This window comes from Inquilinus sp. CA228 (assembly GCF_052078665.1).
Taxonomy (GTDB): domain Bacteria; phylum Pseudomonadota; class Alphaproteobacteria; order DSM-16000; family Inquilinaceae; genus Inquilinus.
Genome location: NZ_JBQJIK010000003.1, coordinates 75,684 through 94,283 on the forward strand (window position 1 = coordinate 75,684; position 18,600 = coordinate 94,283).

Sequence of the window (18,600 nt, forward strand, 5' to 3'; positions counted from 1 at the left end):
GTCTGAGGAAACCCAGGGAAGATTCTGACAATGCTCAAGAATATCGATCCGATCATCACCCCGGATCTGCTCACGGTGTTGGCCAGCATGGGGCATGGCGACGACCTGGTGATCTGCGACACCAACTTCCCGTCCCGGTCGGTGGCGCAGCACACCATGGTCAAGGCGCCGATCGAGCTGCCGAATGTCAGCGCCGCCCGGGCCGTGCGCGCGATCCTGTCGCTGATGCCGCTCGACAGCTTCGTCGACCATCCGGCGCGGCGCATGGAGGTGGTGGGCCAGCCGGACGAGATCCCGGAGGTGCAGCGCGAGGTCCAGGCCGAGATCGACCGGGCCGAGGGCCGGTCCTGGCCGATGGGGTCGGTCGAGCGCTTCGCCTTCTACGAGGACGCCAAGCAGGCCTATGCCGTGGTCCGGGCCGGGGAGGGGCGGTTTTACGGCTGCTTCCTGCTGAAGATGGGCGTGGTGCCGCCGAAGTAGGAAACAGCCGATGACCTCGCCGAAGATCGCCATCCAGGGCGTGTTCGTCGCCGACCTCGCCTTCCGCGCCGCCCGGCTGCCGGTGATGGGCGAGACCCTGCTGTCCAACGGCTTCAAGCTCGGCCCGGGCGGCAAGGGCTCGAACCAGTCGGTCGCCGCGGCCCGGGCCGGTGCCGACGTCGCCTTCATCACCAAGCTCGGCACCGACCCGTTCGGCCAGATGGCGCGCGGCCTCTATGCCGCCGAGGGGATCGACGCGACCCATGTGCTGACCGATCCGGAGCGGCCGACCGGGGCCGCCTTCATCTTCGTCGACGGCAAGACCGGCGAGAACGCGATCATCATCGAGCCGGGGGCCGCGGCGGCGCTGACCGAGGCCGAGATGGAGGCGGCGGCGCCCGCCATCGCTGTCGCGAGGGTCTTCGTCGCCCAGCTCGAGCTGCCGCTGCCGGTGGTGCGCCGCGGGCTGGAGATTGCCCGGCGGCACGGGGTGACCACGATCCTGAACCCGGCCCCGGCCACCACCCTGCCGGACGATCTCTATCCCCTGGTCGACTACCTGACCCCGAACGAGACCGAGGCCGAGAGCCTGGTCGACTTCGCGGTCGACAGCGGCCAGCAGGCGGCGCGGGCGGCGGAGGTGCTGCTGGACAAGGGCGTCGGCACGGTGATCGTCACCCTCGGGGCCAAGGGTGCCCTGCTCACGAGCCGGTCGGAGACCGTGCATGTCCCGGCCTTCTCGGCGGGAGCGGTGGTCGAGACCGCGGGGGCGGGCGACGCCTTCAACGGCGGCTTCGCCCTGGCCCTGGCCGAAGGCCGGCCGGTGGCCGAGGCGGTGCGCTTCGGCTGCGCCGTCGCCGGCATCTCGGTGACCCGTCCCGGCACGGCGCCGTCGATGCCGCGGCGCGACGAGATCGAGGCGCTGCTCCGCCAGAACTGATCCCGGCAAGTCCCTGATTGTGCCGTCATCGCGAGCCGGCTTCGGGGGCCGCGATGGCGGTGCTTTGGCCGTCGGGCCTGACTATCATTTTATGCAAAATAAAATAGAAATATCCGAGAATCATTACAGTAATTGATGAGTGATGATTCCTGTCTTTCTGCATAAATTCTTATTCTTCTCTGAAATACGTGTTAGCCTCGGCAGCAGAGGCTCGAAACCGTCAAAAGAACGGTAGCGTCTGGGAATACTCATTCCCTGGAGGAGGAGACGATGGCTTCGACAAGTTCCTTGGATGGACTTCTGGATGAAGACGGCTTGCTGGGAGGGCTGCTGGGCGGTCTGCTCGGTGAGGACGGTCTGGTGGGAGGGCTGCTGGACGGCCTGCTCGGCGATGGCGGCCTGCTGGGCGGCGTCATCGACGGCGTCGGCGGCCTGCTGGGCGGTGTTCTCGGCGGTATCGGCGGGCTGCTCGGCGGGCTCCTGGACGGCCTGCTCGGCGGCCTGCTCGGCGGCGGCCTGAACGGCCTGCTCGGCAATCTGCTGGGCGAGCTCGGCGACGCCGGCGGCCTGCTCGGCGAGCTGCTCACCCCCGACCTGATCGGTGGCGTGGTGTCCGGCCTGCTCGGCAATCTCGGCGGCCTGCTGGGCGGCGCGATCGGCGGCGTGCCGATCGGCGACCTGCTCGACGGGCTGTTCGGCGACGGCGGCCTGCTCAGCCCCGACGGGCTGCTCGGCGGCCTGCTGGGCGAGGACGGGCTGCTGACCCAGCTGGTCGAGGTCCTGGGCAGCGGCGGCGACCTGATCGGCGCGCTGCTCGACCCCAATGGGCTGCTCGGCGGCCTGGTCGACACGGTCGGCGGCCTGGCCGATGGCCTGGTGGGCGACAACGGGCTCGTCACCAGCCTGATCGGCGGCCTGCTGGGCGATGTCGGCGGGCTGTTCGACGACCTGACCGTCACCGGCATCGTCGGCAACCTGCTCGATCCGGACGGCCTGATCGGCGGGCTGCTGTCGGATCTCGGCGTCAGCAGCGACATCGGCGAGATCATCGGCGGCATCTTCGATCAGCTGCCGGGGCTGGACCTGCTCGACAGCCTGCTGACCGACGGCATCCTCGGCGGCCTGCTCGGCGACGTGCTGGGCCCGGACGGCAACGGCCTCACCGACCTCCTGCTCGGCGCCCTCGGCAGCCTGTCGCCGGATGTGCTGATGGCCAACATCGTCGACAGCGGCGGCGTGCCCGGCCTGCTCGACAGCGTGCTCGGCGGTGCCGTCGGCGTGCTCGACACGCTGCTGACCGACGTGCTGGGCGGGGCGCTGAGCGGCGGCCTGCTGCAAGGCGACGGCGGCCTGATCGGCAACCTGTTCGGCGAGTTCGGCATCCTCGGCGGTGACCAGGTCGGCCTGCGCGACGCGCTCGGCGACGGGCTGATCGGGGACGTGTTCAACACGCTCCTGGATGTCGGCGTGCTGGTGGCCGGGGGCGAGGTGATCAAGGTCGCCGGCCCGCTCGCCATCGCCGGCACCGTGGCCGACCTCCTGGCCGGCGACAACGGCCTGCTGCACGGCCTGGTGCCGGAGGCGCTGCTCAACCAGGTGTTCGGCGAGGACGGCGTGCTCGGCGCCGCGCTGGAAAGCCTGGTCGGCGGCGTCAACGGCCGCGACGGGCTGCAGGCCGTGCTCGACATGACCGTGATGAACATCTCCGACGTGGTCCAGGACCTGAAGGAGGTGATCGCCGAGTTCCAGGACATCGGCATCGCCGTGCCGCAGCTCGACGGCCTGATCGCCCTGGCCGGGACGCTCGAGGAGGTCGCGGAGACGACGGCGCAGGTGTTCACCGATCTGCATGGCGTGATCCGCGACATCAACGACATCCGGGTCGGCACCTCCGGTGCGGACACGATCAACGGTTGGCTCGGCGACGACCAGCTCGACGGCGGCGCCGGCAGGGACGAGCTCTCCGGCGGCACCGGTGACGATCTCCTGAAGGGTGGCGCCGCCGGCGACACCCTCAAGGGCGGCATCGGCGACGACATCCTGATCGGCGGCGCCGGCACCGACGCCATGATCGGGGGCGGCGGCGCCGACATCTTCCGCTTCGCCGCCGCGTCGGAGTCGACGGCGGGGGTCGGCCGGGACTTCGTCATCGACTTCATCCATGTCGAGGGCGACAAGATCGACCTGGCGGCGATCGACGCGAACACCCGGGTCTTCGGCAACCAAGCCTTCACCTATATCGGCAACCAGACCTTCCACAACGTCGCGGGCGAGCTGCGCTTCTCCGGCAGCATCCTGGCCGGCGACACCAACGGCGACGGCCGGGCGGATTTCGAGGTCTTCGTCCGGATGCACGGCGCCCTGGTGGCGGGCGACTTCGTGCTCTGACCGGTTTTCCGGTCCCAGCGGCCGCGCGGCGTCCATCGCCGCGCGGCCTTTTTTATGGGCGCTGCGCATCCGGGACCCCAGTTGATTTTCTCGGGCCGGACGCCTATCTCACTCCTTATGAGAACACCTTGGACGAACCCGTTGGCGGCACGTCGAACGCCGCTTCACGCCCGGGGCTGCTGACCTCGGGGGCGCCGCCCCCCAGGCCCGAGCCGCCCCGCCGTCCGTTCTCGTCCCCGTCGCACCCCGCGACCCGTTTTCCCAGACACAAGACTTCGCATCCCGGCCGTCCCGATGCGCCGGGAAGCGCCCAAACCCTCCGGGCATGACCCCGGAGCGGCCGATCAGAAGAAAGGAAAGTCGGCATGTCCCGCAGAAGCCTGCCCAAGCGGCCGGAGATCCACGTCACCGCCGGCGACTATGATCGCCTTGCGGCGCTGGCCGACGCCGCGGCGGATGCCTTCCCGGCGATCGCCGACTTCCTGGCGGCGGAGCTCGACCGCGCCCAGATCATCGACGCGACCGCGGCCAAGGGCGTGGTCCAGATGCGCTCGACCGTCGCCTATCGCGACGACGAGACCGGCGAGGAGCACACGGTCACCCTGGTCTATCCGGAGGAGGCCGACATCGAGGCCGGACGGCTGTCGGTGTTGACCCCGGTCGGCGCCGCGCTGATCGGCCTGCGCCGGGGCCAGACCATCACCTGGATCACCCCCTCCGGCAAGCCGCGCAACCTGACCGTGGTCCGGGTCGAACCCGCCGTCCGCCCGGCCGTGTCCTGACCTTCAGACTTCCTCGACGATAGGAGCGGTGCGATCCCTCCAGCGTGATCTGACCCAAGATCAGCTGGCTCTAGCCCCGCAGCCCCGCCACCAGCCCGGCCAGGTCGTCCATGTGCGGGCAGATCAGCCGGGCGCCGGCGGCGCGCAGCCGGTCGGCATGGCCGTCGCGGATGTGGCGGCCGCCGAGGAAGCCGATTACCGTCATGCCGGCGGCGACGCCGGCCGTGGTGCCGGTGACGCTGTCCTCGATCACCAGGCAGCGGCCGGACTCGACGCCGAGCCGCGCCGCCGCATGCAGATAAAGGTCCGGCGCCGGCTTCGGCCGCGCCACCGCCTCCGGCGTGTAGACATGCTCGCCGAACAGGCGAGTCAGGCCGGCGATCTCGAGCGAGCGGCGGACCCGGCCCAGATGGCTGTTCGAGGCCACCGCCATCGGCAGGCCGAGGCCCGCCAGCGCCGGCTGCACGCCGGGGATGGCGTCGAGGCTGAGCGCCAGGGCGTCGTCGATCACCTGCGCCATGCGCGGGCCGATATCCTCCGGGAACACCGTGCCGAAGCGCGCCGCCACCTGGCGCACGATGTGCAGGTCGGGCGTGCCGACCAGCTGCTCCACCAGCTCCTCGACCGGCGCCTGCGGCTCATACTGCGCGATCAGCTCCGCCACCGCCCGGCAGGCGATGATCTCGCTGTCGACCAGCACCCCGTCGCAGTCGAAGATCACCGCCGAGATGCCGCCGGCCGACGGGGCTGGCGCGGCATTCCGCACGGGGTCGACGGTGTCCATCACATCCTTCTCCATCCGGTTCCGCCGGTTGCGTCGGCGGGGCGAGTCACCATAACGTACGACAAGTCAACGAAGCCGCGAGACAGCGGCGCGGCGAGGGGGAGGCACGGACTTTGCGGGAGCCGATCAAGCACGCCTTCATCTGGCCGGCTTTCCTGGTCGTGCTGCTGGTCGGCATCTTTCCCCTCATCTACTCGCTGACGATCAGCTTCCAGAGCATGCGGCTGGTGCCGCCACTGCCGCCGCGCTTCGTCGGGCTCGACAACTACGCCTCGCTGCTCGCCAATCCGCGCTTCTGGGCCACCGTGCGGACGACCGCGACCATCGTCTTCATCTCGGTCTCGGTGCAGTACGTGCTCGGCTTCGCCATCGCGCTGGCGCTGCATAGCAAAATTCCGGGCGAGCGTCTGTTCCGCGTCGGCTTCCTGCTGCCGATGCTGATGGCGCCGATCGCGGTGTCGCTGGTCGGGCGCATGCTGTTCCATTCCACCGTCGGCCCGATCAACGATCTGTTCACCCAGTTCGGCCTGCCGAACCTGCCGTTCCTGACCAATGCGACCTGGGCGCTCGGCACCATCATCGCGGTCGAGGTCTGGCAATGGACGCCCTTCATCATCCTGATGATGCTGGCCGGGCTGCAGAGCCTGCCGCAGGACGTCTACGAGGCGGCGCAGCTGGAGAATGCCAGCGCCTGGCAGCAGTTTTGGGGCATCACCTTCCCGATGCTGCTGCCGATCTCGGCCGCGGTCGTGTTCATCCGCATCATCGAGGGCTTCAAGATCATCGACACGGTCTTCGTCCTGACCGGCGGCGGCCCGGGCGTGTCGACCGAGACCCTGACCCTGTTCGCCTATCAGGAGGGGTTCAAGAAGTTCAACCTCGGCTACACCGCGGCGCTCAGCTTCCTGTTCCTGATCGTGATCACCGTCTTCGGCACGATCTATCTCGCGATCCTGAAGCCGCATCTGGAGAAGCAGCGATGAGCCGGGGCGATCTTCAGCGCGGGAGCACGAAGCGCGGCCTGGTCTTCCTGCTCTGCCTGGGCTGGTTCCTGGTGACGATGTTCCCGATCTACTGGACGCTGATCACCTCGTTCAAGCCGCCGACCGCGGTCAGCGGCGGGCCGACCTACCTGCCCTGGATCGATTTCGAGCCGACGCTGCAGGCCTGGATCGACGCCTTGACGGGCGTCCGCGGCAACTTCATCACGCCCTTCGTCAACTCCACCCTGATCGGGCTGTCGGCGACCGTCCTGTCGGTGGCCCTGGGGTCGATGGCGGCCTATGCGCTGGTGCGCTTCCCGTTCCAGGTCCGGCTGCTGGCCGGGGTCGCCTTCGCCGTGGTCGCGATCGGCGGCTTCCTGCTGCTGCAGAACGTCGTCGGCCTGACCCGGGTGCAATCCCTGGGCAGCGCGCTGGTGGCGGCGCTGGTGGTGTCGATCGCGCTCAACGCCCTGCGCCTGCCGGGTCCGGTGCTGGGCAATGACGACGTCGTGTTCTGGTTCGTCAGCCAGCGCATGTTCCCACCGATCGTCACCGCCTTCGCGCTCTACCTGCTCTATTCCGAGATCGGCAAGGCCGGGCTGCCGCTGCTCGACAGCTTCTGGGGCATGACGCTGTGCTACACCGCGTTCTCGCTGCCGATCGTGGTCTGGTTGATGCGCGACTTCTTCCAGGCGCTGCCGGTCGAGATCGAGGAGGCGGCGCTGGTCGACGACGTGCCGCGCTTCCGCGTCTTCCTCGAGATCGTGCTGCCGATGGCGCGGCCCGGGCTGATCGCCACGGCGATGATCACGCTCAGCTTCGTCTGGAACGAGTTCCTGTTCTCGCTGCTGCTGACCGCGGGAAGCTGGCAGACCCTGCCGATCATGCTGTCGGGGCAGAACTCCTATCGCGGCGACGAATGGTGGGCGATCTCGGTCGCCGCCATGATCTCGATCGGGCCGATGATGGTGATGGCGATTCTCCTGGCCAGGCTGATGCGATCAGGCCTGCTGCTGGGCAGCATCCGATGATCGCGACACAGGGAGGAACAACAATGAAGACCATGCTTCTCGCCGCCGCCGGCGCGTGCGCGCTGACCGCGGCGCTCCACGGCCCCGCCGCCGCGGCCTGCGACCCGGACTATTCCGGGGTGACGCTGACCGCGGGCTCGCAGACCGGGCCGTTCATCGCCCTGGCGCTGCAGATGGCGGCCAAGACCTGGGAGCAGAAGACCTGCGGCAAGGTCAATGTCGTCGAGTTTCCGTTCGGCGAGCTGTATCCGAAATACCTGACGGCGATGACCGCCGGCGAATCGACCTTCGACGTCATCACCTTCGCCCCGGCCTGGATGCCGGACTTCTCACCCTACCTGTCGGAGATGCCGGACTCGGTGCGCCAGGGCAAGGATTGGGAGGATATCGCGCCGGTCTACCGCGACCGGCTGATGGTGTGGGACGGCAAGCACCTGTCGCAGACCATCGACGGCGACCTCCACACCCTGTCCTACCGCAAGGACCTGTTCGACGACCCGAAGGAGAAGGAGGCGTTCAAGGCCAAGTACGGCTACGACCTGGCCGCGCCGAAGACCTGGAAGGAATATTACGACATCGCCGAGTTCTTCACCCGGCCCGACCAGAAGCTGTGGGGCACGGCGGAGGCGTTCCGGCGCGGCGGCCAGCAGTTCTGGTTCTTCTTCACCCACGCCGCCAGCTACACCAACGACCCGCAGAACCCCGGCAGCATGTTCTTCGACCCGGAGACGATGGACGCCCAGGTCAACAACCCCGGCTGGGCCAAGGCGCTGGAGGACTACATCAAGTCGGTGAAGTTCTCGCCGCCGGGGGCGCTGAACTTCTCCTCCGGCGACATCCGCACCGCCTTCTCCGGCGGCCAGGTGGCGATGAACTTCGACTGGGGCGACACCGGCGTGATCGCCGCCGACAAGACGCAGAGCACGGTGGCCGGCCATGTCGGCTCGGCCCTGACCCCGGGCTCGACCGAGATCTGGAACCACAAGACCAAGGCCTGGGACAAGTCCGACCAGCCGGTGTTCTCGCCCTTCATGGCCTTCGGCGGCTGGCAGGCGGCCGTGCCCTCGGCGGGCAAGAACGTCGAGGCTGCCTGGAACTACGTCGAATGGGTCTCGAACCCGGAGAACAGCGGCGTCGCCACGGTGACCGGCGGCTCCGGCGTCAACCCCTACCGCCTGAGCCATTTCGCGCCCGACCGCTGGCTGGCCAAGATGACCAAGGAGGAGGCCGACGAGTACCTGGCGGCGCAGCGCGGCAGCCTCGAGGCCAAGAACGTGGCGCTCGACATGCGCATCCCCGGCTACTTCTCCTACACCGAGGTGCTGGAGATCGAGCTGTCCAAGGCGCTGGCGGAGCAGACGACGCCGCAGCAGGCGCTCGATACGATCGCCCAGGAGTGGAACAAGCTGACCGACGAGTTCGGCCGCGACACCCAGCTCGCCGCCTATCGCGCCTCGATGGGCCTGCCGCCCCTGAAGAAGTAGATCGGACCCGCCCCGCCGCGCGCCGCGGCGGGGCGAAGCCCGAGTGCTCGAGACCCAAGGACATCATGGCCCGCGTCAGACTCGAAGCCGTCACCAAGGCCTATGGCGACGTGCCCGTCATCCCGTCGCTCGACCTCGAGGTCGCGGACCGCGAATTCGTCGTGCTGGTCGGCCCCTCGGGCTGCGGCAAGACCACGACCCTGCGCATGATCGCCGGGCTGGAGGCCGCGAGCGGCGGCTCCATCCGGATCGGCGACCGCGACGTCACCCAGCTGCGCCCCGGGCTGCGCAACTGCGCCATGGTGTTCCAGAACTACGCGCTCTACCCGCACATGACGGTGCGCGAGAACATCGGCTACGGCATGAGGGTGCGGGGCGAGCCGAAGGCGACGGTCGATTCCAAGATCAAGGATGCGGCGCGGATCCTCGGCCTCGATCCCTATCTCGACCGCCGGCCGAAGCAGCTGTCGGGCGGCCAGCGCCAGCGCGTCGCCATCGGCCGCGCCATCGTCCGCGACCCGGACGTGTTCCTGTTCGACGAGCCGCTGTCCAACCTCGACGCCAAGCTGCGGATCGAGATGCGGGCCGAGATCAAGGCGCTGCACCGGCGCCTGCAGACCACCATCGTCTACGTCACCCATGACCAGGTCGAGGCCATGACCATGGCCGACCGGGTGGTGGTGATGAACCAGGGCCGGATCGAGCAGGCGGCCGAGCCGCTGACCCTCTATGAGCGCCCGGCCAACCTGTTCGTCGCCGCCTTCATCGGCGCGCCGAGCATGAACTTCCTGCCCTCGACCCTCATTGCCGATGGTGGCTCGCCCGGGCTGCGCCTGGCGGACGGCACGGTGCTGCCGGTGCCCACGGCCAAGCGCGCGGCGCTGGCCGGGCGCGACGGCCTGGCCGTCACCATCGGCCTGCGGCCGGAGCATGTGGCCGGCGGCGCCACGGGCCCGGTGACGCTGCCGATCCTGCCGCGGGTGATCGAGCCGCTCGGCGCCCACACCCTGGTCCTGGGCGAGGTGGCGGGCGGCAAGTTCACCGCCCAGGTCGACGCCCATTTCCCGGCCCGACCGGACGAGCCGACGACGATCAGCCTCGACCCCGAGCGGCTGCACCTGTTCGAGACGGAGAGCGGACAGGCGGTGTGATGGGGCTTGCGACCTGCTTGGTGTATGACAATATCATACTCACGAGTTGTTTCGTCGGAGCTTGCTGATGGCCCGCACAAGCCGCCCTGTCACCGTCACTCTGGGTGACCTGCAGGAACATGTCGAAGCCCGCGTAAGGTCAGGGGCATATGCCTCGACCAGCGAGGTCCTGCGGGCCGCGGTTCGGGCGCTGGATCGCGAGGAACAGGCGATCGGCGATTGGCTGAAGGAGAAGGTCGATGAGGCCTTCGCCGATCCGGGCCCTAGCGTACCGGCCCGCGACGTCTTCCGCCGGCTGCGGGCCTATCACGCCGAGCAGGCCGAGGCGGACACGGAGTGAAGTACCAGGTTCGGTTCAGGCCGCGGGCCGAAGCGGACCTGTTCGATCTGCATCGCTATATCGCCGCCGCATCGGGCCGCGCTGCCGCGGGCGGCTATATCGATCGGATCGAGGCGGCCTGCCTGTCGCTCGAAACCTTTCCGGAGCGCGGCACGCGTCGAGACGACATCCGTCCGGGCCTTCGGGTGATGGGATTCGAGCGCCGGGCCGTGATCGTGTTCCAGATATCCGGCGACGAGGTGGTCATTGCCCGCGTCTTCTACGGGGGCCGCGACTACGAACGGGCCTTGCTTGGCGCGACCGACGATTGATCGTCCGATCCTTCGCGACCTGTGCCGTCACGCCTTCGGCTTGCCGTAGACTCCGCGCAGGAAGAAATCCCAGATCGCGTAGACCAGGGCGGCGCCCCACAGGAACAGCCACAGCTGGTCGCCCAGCCACAGGAACTCCGCCGCCAGGGCGGCGATCAGGAAGACGACGATCAGCAGCCGGACCCAGAGGGGTTCGAGCCAGGGATGGGCTTGCGGCGTCGGCATCGTCTCCAGCGGGTCCGGCAGGGCAGGGGCGGGGAGAGTGGCACGGACCGCGCCCGGCAGCCAGCCCGTCGCGGCGCGCCACGCCCCGCGCTATGGTCGGGGGATTCGCGACCGAGAGGACCCCGCCGATGCCGAAGATCATCCTCGACTGCGACGTCGGCATCGACGACGCGCTCGCCATCCTGTGGCTGGCCGACCGGCCGGGGGTTGAGATCGCGGCGCTGGGCAGCGTGCACGGCAACGCCCACGCCGATACCGCGGCGGCCAACGCCCAGCACGTCTTCGACCTGGTCGGGCTGGGCCATGTCCCGGTCGCCGTTGGGGCCGAGTCGCCGCTGGCCCAGCCGGTCAGCATCAGCGGCCATGTCCATGGCGATGACGGCCTCGGCGGCCACGGGCCGAAGGCGCCGCCGCGGCCCTTCGCGGCCGAGACCGCGGCCGAGCAGCTGGTCCGGCTGGCGCGGGCCGAGCCGGGCGCCTTTACCCTCCTGGCCACCGGCCCGCTGACCAACCTGGCGCTGGCGCTGCATCTCGAGCCGGACCTGCCGAAGCTGGTCGACCGGGTGGTGGTGATGGGCGGCGCGGTGACGGTGCCGGGCAACATCACTGCCGCCGCCGAGGCCAACATCTTCCACGACCCGGAGGCGGCGGAGGCGGTGTTCGCCGCGTCCTGGCCGGTCACCCTGGTCGGGCTGGACGTCACCATGACCGCCTGGCTGGGCGCGGCGGAGCTGGCGCGGATCGAGGCCGATCCCCGGCCGCGCGGGCGCTTCGCCTGGTCGATCCTGCAGCATTATGTCGACTTCTATCACGGCCGCTACGGCATCCGCGGCTGCGCCCTGCACGATCCGGCGGCGGCGATGCTGCTGCTCGACCCCGGCCTCGCCGAGTACACCGACTGGCCGGTGCGGGTCGAACTCAGCGGCGACCTGACCCGCGGCATGACCCTGGCCGACCGCCGCGGCATCCCGGAAGAGCAGGGGGCGGCGCGGCCCGCCATCCGGGTGGCGACCCGGATCGACCGCGACCGCGTGGTCGGCGGCTTCCTCGACGGGCTGCTGCGCTGATGGCGGGAAGTCGACCGGCCGGTCTATTCTTGCCGATTGTCGCGATACATCCGGTCGAGCCCGGGCCCCTGCCGAAAGAACGATCAACCCCTGCACGAGGAATGGTCGGATGATTACTCCGGAAGCACGCGGCTCGCCAATCGCTTGACTGAAATACCGTATTTCAACGGTATTTCAACGGTCCCGCAGCCGCGGCAAACCAAAAAAAGCCGTGCATTCATCCATAATGTTCCATTAAATGACCCTCCCCCGGCAGCGTGCTGCCGGGACGATCTTGCGGTTTCGCTCCGGCGAAGGCCGAGGCAAAAAGGGGAGGTTTCATGAAGGTTCGTATTCTGCTGGCAGCGGGGGCCGCGGTCGTCGCCGCGGCGGGCTTCACCGCTTCGGCCCAGGCCGGCGCGACGTTTGATGCCGTCAAGCAACGCGGCTTCATCCAATGCGGCGTCAACACCAGCCTGGCCGGCTTCGCGCTGCCGGACAGCCAGGGCAAGTGGACCGGCATCGACGTCGACACCTGCCGCGCCCTGGCCGCGGCGGTGTTCGGCGATTCCGAGAAGGTCAAGTTCACCCCGCTGAACGCGCAGGTTCGCTTCACCGCGCTGCAGTCGGGCGAAGTCGACGTGCTGGCCCGCAACACCACCTATTCGCTGTCGCGCGACACCTCGCTCGGCCTCAGCTTCACGGCCGTCAACTTCTATGACGGCCAGGGCTTCATGGTGAACAAGTCGCTCGGCGTGGCGAGCGCCAAGGATCTGAACGGCGCCACCATCTGCGTCCAGCCCGGCACCACCACCGAGCTGAACCTGACCGACTGGTTCCGCGCCAACAAGCTGGACTTCAAGCCGGTCGTGATCGAGAAGCTGGAGGATGTCGAGGCCGCCTTCTTCTCCGGCCGCTGCGACGCCTACACCACCGACGCCTCGGGCCTGGCCGGCACCCGCGCCGCCAAGGCGCCGACGCCGGACGACTACATCATCCTGCCGGAAATCATCTCCAAGGAGCCGCTGGCGATCGCCGTGCGGCAGGGCGACGACCAGTGGGCCGACATCACCCGCTGGGTGTTCTTCGCCCAGGTCCAGGCCGAGGAGAGCGGCGTCACCAGCGCGAACATCGACAGCTTCGCCGATTCCCCGGATCCGACGATCCAGCGCCTGCTGGGCAAGACCCCGGGCATGGGCGAGGCGCTCGGCCTGCCGGAGACCTGGGCCTACAACGCCATCAAGCAGGTCGGCAATTACGGCGAGATGTTCGAGCGCAATGTCGGCGAGAAGACCCCGCTGGGCCTCAAGCGCGGCCTGAACGCGCTGTGGACCCAGGGCGGCCTGCAATACGCGCCGCCGATCCGGTAACCAGCGATCGATGCCGCCGACCCCGCAACGGGTCGGCGGCATTGTTTTCGGGGCCTGGGATCTTCGGGCCAAGAAGAAGCGACAGGGCGGTTTGAGCGAGGTGTGACGCAATGACCATGGACGTTGCCGCGGCAGGAACTGCCGTGCGCCGTGGATCCGCATTCAACGACCCCAGACTCCGTGCGATTTTCTACCAGATTGTCCTGCTGCTGGTGGTCGTCGGCGTCGGCTGGTTCCTGGTCTCCAACCTGATTCACAACCGCGAGGTCCGCGGCATCCAGACGGGCTATGGCTTCCTCAACCGCGAGGCCGGCTTCGCCATCTCCGAGACGCCGATCTCCTATTCGCCCAGCGACCCCTATGCCCGCGCCTTCCTGGTCGGGCTGGCGAACACGCTGAAGGTCTCGATCCTCGGCATCATCCTGGCGACCCTGCTGGGCCTGGTGGTCGGCGTCAGCAAGCTGTCCTCGAACTGGCTGCTGGCCAAGCTCGCCGCGGGCTATGTCGACCTCGTCCGCAACATCCCGCTGACCGTGCAACTGCTGCTCTGGGCCGGGCTGATCCGGGTCAGCGCCCCGCCGCCGCGCCAGGCGGCGAACCCGGTGCCCGGCGTCTTCATCAGCAATCGCGGCATCCAGGTCCCCTCGATCGAGGACAACCCGGTCTTCCTGTGGATGCTGGTCGCGGCGCTGGTGGCGCTGGTCATCGGCTGGGGCATCACCCGCTGGGCCAGGCAGCGCCAGGCGGCGACCGGGCAGCCGTTCCACAGCTTCTGGGTCGGGCTCGGCCTGTTCATCGGCCTGCCGCTGGTGGTCTGGCTGGCCGGCGGCGCGCCGGCCGCCTTCGAGATCCCGGAGCTGAAGGGCTTCAACTTCCAGGGCGGCTGGACGCTGACGCCGGAATTCGCGGCGATGGTGATCGGCCTGACCGTCTACACCGCCGCCTTCATCGCCGAGATCGTGCGCGGCGGCATCCTGGCCGTGTCGCACGGCCAGACCGAGGCGGCCCGCGTGCTCGGGCTGCATTCCGGCGTCACGCTGCGCCGCATCGTGCTGCCGCAGGCGCTGCGCATGATCATCCCGCCGATGACCAGCCAGTATCTCAACATCACCAAGAACAGCTCGCTGGCGGTGGTGATCGGCTATCCGGACCTGGTGTCGATCGGCAACACCGTCGGCAACCAGACCGGCCAGGTGGTCGAGGCGATCTCGATCTTCATGGCGGTCTACCTGTTCATCAGCCTGTCGATCTCGATCGGCATGAACGTCTACAACCGCCGCATGGCGCTGAGGGAGCGGTGAGCATGGCCAGCACCCGAGCCCTGACCGAACCCTTCGTCGCCACCCAGGAGCTTCCGGCGGAGCCGCCGCCGGGCTCGACCACCGGCCCGATCGCCTGGCTGCGGCAGAACCTGTTCAACACCTGGTTCAACACGATTCTGACGCTGCTGATCGCCTATCTGGCGATCCGGCTGGTCCCGCCCTTCGTCCAATGGGCCCTGATCGATCCGGTCTGGGGCCCGTCGACGCCGGATGAGGCGCCGGCCGACGTGGTCGCCTCCTGCCGGGCCACGGCCGGCGCCTGCTGGGCCTTCGTCGAGGAGAAGTACCGGCTGATCTTCTTCGGCCTCTACCCGTTCGGCGAGGAGTGGCGGCCGATCATCGCCATGGCGATGCTGATCGGCCTCGCCGTCGCCAGCACCATGCGCCGCTTCTGGGGCAAGCGCCTGATCGTCGCCTGGGTGGTGGTGATCGCCGCCGCCGTCAGCCTGATGTACGGCGCCGTGCCGTTCGGCTTCTTCGACATCCCGATCCCCGGCCTGTCGCTGGTCGAGACCGGCAGATGGGGCGGCCTGCCGCTGACCATGGGCCTGTCGATGATCGGCCTGGCCCTGGCCTTCCCGCTCTCGATCCTGCTGGCGCTCGGCCGCCGCTCGCACATGCCGGCGATCCGGACCCTGTGCGTGACCTATATCGAGCTGATCCGCGGCGTGCCGCTGATCACCGTGCTGTTCATGGCCTCGGTGATGTTCCCGCTGTTCCTGCCGGAAGGCTGGAACTTCAACTACCTGCTGCGGGCCCAGGTGGCGATCATCCTGTTCACCGCCGCCTATCTCGCCGAGGTGGTGCGCGGCGGCCTGCAGGCGATCCCCAAGGGCCAGTTCGAGGCGGCCGACAGCCTTGGCCTCAGCTACTGGCAGAAGCAGCGGCTGATCATCCTGCCGCAGGCGCTCCGGATCTCGATCCCGGCCCTGGTCAACACCTTCATCGGCTCCTTCATGGACACCACGCTGGTGATCATGGTCGGCCTGTTCGACCTGCTCGGCGCCGCCCGGCTCGGCCTGTCGGATCCGATCTGGGGGCCGTTCTACAAGGAAGCCTATCTGTTCGTATCGCTGCTGTTCTTCGTGTTCTGCTTCTCCATGTCGAAATACTCGCAGCACCTGGAGAGATATCTGAACATCGGCACGCGACGCCGCTGACAGGGAGATGACAATGACTGCGACTCAAGCGACCGCCGCCGCGCCGGAAATCCTGATCCAGATGTCCGGGGTCAACAAATGGTACGGCGAGTTCCATGTCCTCAGGGACATCAACTTCGCCGTCGAGAAGGGCGAGAAGGTGGTGATCTGCGGGCCCTCGGGCTCCGGCAAATCGACCCTGATCCGCTGCCTGAATCGGCTGGAGGAGCACCAGAAGGGCTCGATCATCGTCGACAAGATCGAGCTGACCAACGACGTCAAGAACATCGACGCCATCCGCCGCGAGGTCGGCATGGTGTTCCAGCAGTTCAACCTGTTCCCGCATCTGACGGTGCTGGAGAACCTGACCCTCGCCCCGATCTGGGTCCGCAAGACCCCGAAGAAGGAGGCCGAGGAGACGGCGATGTACTTCCTCAAGCGGGTCAAGATCCCCGAGCAGGCGCAGAAGTACCCGGGCCAGCTGTCCGGCGGCCAGCAGCAGCGTGTGGCCATCGCCCGCTCGCTGTGCATGAAGCCGAAGATCCTGCTGTTCGACGAGCCGACCTCGGCGCTCGACCCCGAGATGATCAAGGAAGTGCTCGACGTCATGATCGAGCTGGCGCGCGAAGGCATCACCATGATCTGCGTCACCCATGAGATGGGCTTCGCCCGCACCGTGGCGAACCGGGTGATCTTCATGGATCGCGGCCAGATCGTGGAGCAGAACGAGCCGGAGGAGTTCTTCAAGAACCCGAAATCGGACCGGACCAAGCTGTTCCTGAGCCAGATCCTGGCGCATTGACGGGCAGGGCGCCGCCCCGGCGGCGCCCCCGTTCCATTCCAACCCGAGGCCGGCGAGGCGCTGCTCGCCGGCCTTTTTCATGCCCGATGTCCACCGCTTCGCTGGCTGCGGCATCGTCGATCCGCACCTCCTGACAGCCCCGACGGCCAAGTGTGGCCGTTCGGCCACAGCTCGTGGCGATTTTATCTTACATACATTCTAGGATGTATAATGCGATTGCCGCCTCCGCGAGGGCGGGACTATGGTCGCCGAAGTCTCGGGGCACCGATCACGCCGGCCATCAGGGTCGAAACGGACTGTGCCTTCGATGACACAGATCGGCGCCGTTTCGGGGGACTCGCTTTCGACACGGCCGCCATCGCCCGACCGGCAGCGTCGGGTTCTGCCTGCAAGCCCCGATGGGCAGCCAAGACGGGGCAGGCAAGCAGGCGGGCCGAGAGGCGTCTTGAGCGAACCGCCCTGCATCGGTGTGGGGCCATAGGAGGGAAGAATGAAGAAGGTACTGCTGGGTGGTACGGCGCTCGTCGCCGCCGCTCTGATCGGCGCGATGCCGGCGTCGGCGGCCGATGCCAATGTGACGTCCGGTCTTTCGCTGAAGATCAGCGGCTTCATCGGGTCCCAGGCGACCCTGTCTCTGGGCGACAGCCAGAACGAAGACTTCGCCCGCGACTACGATTTCCAGACCAACGCGCGGATGATCTTTGACGTCAAGAACGTCACCGATTCCGGCCTCGAGTACGGCGGCCGTATCCGCTTCAACTCGGTCAACCGCCGGGAAGACGTCCAGGTCGACCGTACCTATGTGTACGTCAAGGGCGCCTTCGGTCAGGTGACCTTCGGTAACGCGCCGACGACGGCCGACGACTTCGGTTACGTTTATGCGCATGACCAGCTGAACGGCGACATGGGCCTGGGCGCCGGCTTCGGCGACCTGCTCGACGGCAACTTCTTCCTCGGCGGCGGCAACTTCTTCTCGATCGATGCGACCTACCTCGCCGGTGTGAGCAACGCCGACACCCGCATCAAGTACACCTCGCCGACCTTCGACGGCTTCAGCTTCGGCGTCGACTTCACCCCGGTGATCGGTGGTCCGGACCATGCCGGCAACGGCGGCCGCAACGACCTGTTCAACGACGACGAGACCGTCTACGAGAACGTCGTCAGCGCCGGCGTCAACTACGAGCAGACCTTCGACTCGGTGTCGGTCCGCGTCGCCGCGTCGGCCATCACCGGCAACGGCACCCAGACCTCCGGGTCCGGCGCCAACCCGGGCGGCCACGACCTCGAGGTCTACACTCTCGGCGGCCAGGTCGGTTCCGGCGGCATCACCGCCAGCGTGAACTGGACGCACAACGAGCAGACCGCGGCCGCGGACAAGCCGGTCGACACCATCATCGGCGACCTCAGCTACCAGTTCGGTCCGTTCCTGGCCTCGGCCTCCTACGCCTACACCTGGGCGGACAAGGGCAACGGCCTGAACTCGTCCTTCGGCAGCGGCGAGGATCTCAAGGACAACCACCTCGCCGGTGTGAACCTGAGCTACACCCTGGCCCCGGGCCTCAACACCTATGCTGAGGTCATCTACGAGAAGCAGAACTTCCGTCAGGGCGCCGAATGGGAGTCCGCCAGCCTCGGCACCGGCATCGTCATCGGCTTCTAAGAAGCGCTGGCGAGCCCGGACCGTATGGCCGGCTCGAGAAGACCGGGCGTGACAGACCACTCCTAACGGTCTCTGTCTCGTCCCCTCGAAGGCTGAAAAGTCACGTCCGGTCGAAGGAGGATGCGCGGCTCTGCAGGCCGCGCATCCTTTTTTATTGGCCTTTCTCAGGGCGGCCTCGGGGTCGCGATTCGAGTCTTCAGTAACATACGTTCATGTATGTATATTCTCGTTGCTTCGGCCAGCTTGGAAGCTTACGGTTTTGCAATCTCGCGGACGGGTCGAGTCCTACACGCTGGAGAACTATCGCGCCGGCCAGGATTGGGAGACCGCCAACCTCATGACCGGCGTGCTGCTGGCGTTCT

At 67.8% G+C, this 18,600-nt stretch carries 18 protein-coding genes; 16 read left to right on the forward strand and 2 right to left on the reverse strand.

What is annotated here, in order from left to right; translation table 11 throughout:
* The first annotated feature begins 30 nt into the window (after positions 1-30).
* The 4 genes from ACTOWL_RS02115 to rnk all read left to right on the forward strand — a co-directional run bounded on the left by ACTOWL_RS02115 (position 31) and on the right by rnk (position 4,590).
* Positions 31-480: an RbsD/FucU family protein gene (locus ACTOWL_RS02115; protein ID WP_441319533.1), complete on the forward strand. Its 450-nt coding sequence runs from the start codon at positions 31-33 to the stop codon at positions 478-480.
* A 10-nt stretch (positions 481-490) separates the two neighbouring features.
* The gene (rbsK, locus tag ACTOWL_RS02120) at positions 491-1,420 is read left to right on the forward strand and encodes a ribokinase (protein ID WP_441319534.1); all 930 of its coding nucleotides are present in this window, start codon (positions 491-493) and stop codon (positions 1,418-1,420) included.
* Between the two features lie 315 nt (positions 1,421-1,735).
* Entirely contained in the window at positions 1,736-3,808 is a 2,073-nt protein-coding gene (locus tag ACTOWL_RS02125) for a calcium-binding protein (RefSeq protein ID WP_441319535.1), read from the forward strand.
* Between the two features lie 365 nt (positions 3,809-4,173).
* Positions 4,174-4,590, forward strand: a complete 417-nt coding sequence (gene rnk, locus ACTOWL_RS02130; RefSeq protein WP_441319536.1) for a nucleoside diphosphate kinase regulator — start codon at positions 4,174-4,176, stop codon at positions 4,588-4,590.
* 70 nt (positions 4,591-4,660) lie between these two features.
* Here the strand turns inward: rnk and ACTOWL_RS02135 are convergent, their stop codons facing one another.
* Positions 4,661-5,374 (reverse strand): HAD family hydrolase, encoded by a 714-nt coding sequence (locus ACTOWL_RS02135; protein WP_441319537.1) that lies wholly within the window; start codon positions 5,372-5,374, stop codon positions 4,661-4,663.
* Positions 5,375-5,487: 113 nt separating this feature from the next.
* Here ACTOWL_RS02135 and ACTOWL_RS02140 point away from each other — a divergent pair, with 113 nt between their 5' ends.
* The 6 genes from ACTOWL_RS02140 to ACTOWL_RS02165 all read left to right on the forward strand — a co-directional run bounded on the left by ACTOWL_RS02140 (position 5,488) and on the right by ACTOWL_RS02165 (position 10,674).
* Positions 5,488-6,357 (forward strand): carbohydrate ABC transporter permease, encoded by an 870-nt coding sequence (locus ACTOWL_RS02140; protein ID WP_441319538.1) that lies wholly within the window; start codon positions 5,488-5,490, stop codon positions 6,355-6,357.
* The gene (locus tag ACTOWL_RS02145; protein ID WP_441319539.1) at positions 6,354-7,388 is read left to right on the forward strand and encodes a carbohydrate ABC transporter permease; all 1,035 of its coding nucleotides are present in this window, start codon (positions 6,354-6,356) and stop codon (positions 7,386-7,388) included. The genes ACTOWL_RS02140 and ACTOWL_RS02145 overlap by 4 nt, the downstream gene beginning before the upstream one ends.
* 23 nt (positions 7,389-7,411) lie before the next feature.
* Positions 7,412-8,872, forward strand: coding sequence for an extracellular solute-binding protein (locus tag ACTOWL_RS02150; RefSeq protein ID WP_441319540.1), 1,461 nt, complete (start codon positions 7,412-7,414; stop codon positions 8,870-8,872).
* 65 nt (positions 8,873-8,937) lie between these two features.
* Positions 8,938-10,023 (forward strand): ABC transporter ATP-binding protein, encoded by a 1,086-nt coding sequence (locus ACTOWL_RS02155; RefSeq protein WP_441319541.1) that lies wholly within the window; start codon positions 8,938-8,940, stop codon positions 10,021-10,023.
* A gap of 67 nt (positions 10,024-10,090) precedes the next feature.
* A complete protein-coding gene (locus tag ACTOWL_RS02160; protein WP_441319542.1) occupies positions 10,091-10,363 on the forward strand; it encodes a ribbon-helix-helix domain-containing protein in 273 nt (90 codons plus the stop codon).
* Positions 10,360-10,674: a type II toxin-antitoxin system RelE/ParE family toxin gene (locus ACTOWL_RS02165; RefSeq protein ID WP_441319543.1), complete on the forward strand. Its 315-nt coding sequence runs from the start codon at positions 10,360-10,362 to the stop codon at positions 10,672-10,674. Before ACTOWL_RS02160 ends, ACTOWL_RS02165 begins: the two co-directional genes overlap by 4 nt.
* A 27-nt stretch (positions 10,675-10,701) precedes the next feature.
* Here the strand turns inward: ACTOWL_RS02165 and ACTOWL_RS02170 are convergent, their stop codons facing one another.
* Positions 10,702-10,899, reverse strand: a complete 198-nt coding sequence (locus ACTOWL_RS02170) for a hypothetical protein (protein WP_441319544.1) — start codon at positions 10,897-10,899, stop codon at positions 10,702-10,704.
* Between the two features lie 128 nt (positions 10,900-11,027).
* Between ACTOWL_RS02170 and ACTOWL_RS02175 the strand changes: the two genes are divergently transcribed.
* The 6 genes from ACTOWL_RS02175 (at position 11,028) to ACTOWL_RS02200 (ending at position 18,238) form a co-directional block, all read left to right on the forward strand.
* A complete protein-coding gene (locus ACTOWL_RS02175) occupies positions 11,028-11,966 on the forward strand; it encodes a nucleoside hydrolase (protein WP_441319545.1) in 939 nt (312 codons plus the stop codon).
* A 320-nt stretch (positions 11,967-12,286) separates the two neighbouring features.
* The gene (locus ACTOWL_RS02180; protein ID WP_441319546.1) at positions 12,287-13,315 is read left to right on the forward strand and encodes an amino acid ABC transporter substrate-binding protein; all 1,029 of its coding nucleotides are present in this window, start codon (positions 12,287-12,289) and stop codon (positions 13,313-13,315) included.
* 110 nt (positions 13,316-13,425) lie between these two features.
* Entirely contained in the window at positions 13,426-14,616 is a 1,191-nt protein-coding gene (locus ACTOWL_RS02185; protein ID WP_441319547.1) for an amino acid ABC transporter permease, read from the forward strand.
* A gap of 2 nt (positions 14,617-14,618) precedes the next feature.
* Positions 14,619-15,797 carry an amino acid ABC transporter permease gene (locus ACTOWL_RS02190; protein ID WP_441319548.1) on the forward strand — a complete coding sequence of 393 codons (1,179 nt, stop codon included), beginning with the start codon at positions 14,619-14,621 and terminating at the stop codon, positions 15,795-15,797.
* A gap of 13 nt (positions 15,798-15,810) precedes the next feature.
* On the forward strand, positions 15,811-16,578 hold the full coding sequence (locus ACTOWL_RS02195; RefSeq protein WP_441319549.1) for an amino acid ABC transporter ATP-binding protein: 768 nt from the start codon (positions 15,811-15,813) through the stop codon (positions 16,576-16,578).
* A gap of 490 nt (positions 16,579-17,068) precedes the next feature.
* Positions 17,069-18,238 (forward strand): porin, encoded by a 1,170-nt coding sequence (locus ACTOWL_RS02200; protein ID WP_441319550.1) that lies wholly within the window; start codon positions 17,069-17,071, stop codon positions 18,236-18,238.
* Positions 18,239-18,600 lie beyond the last annotated feature (362 nt).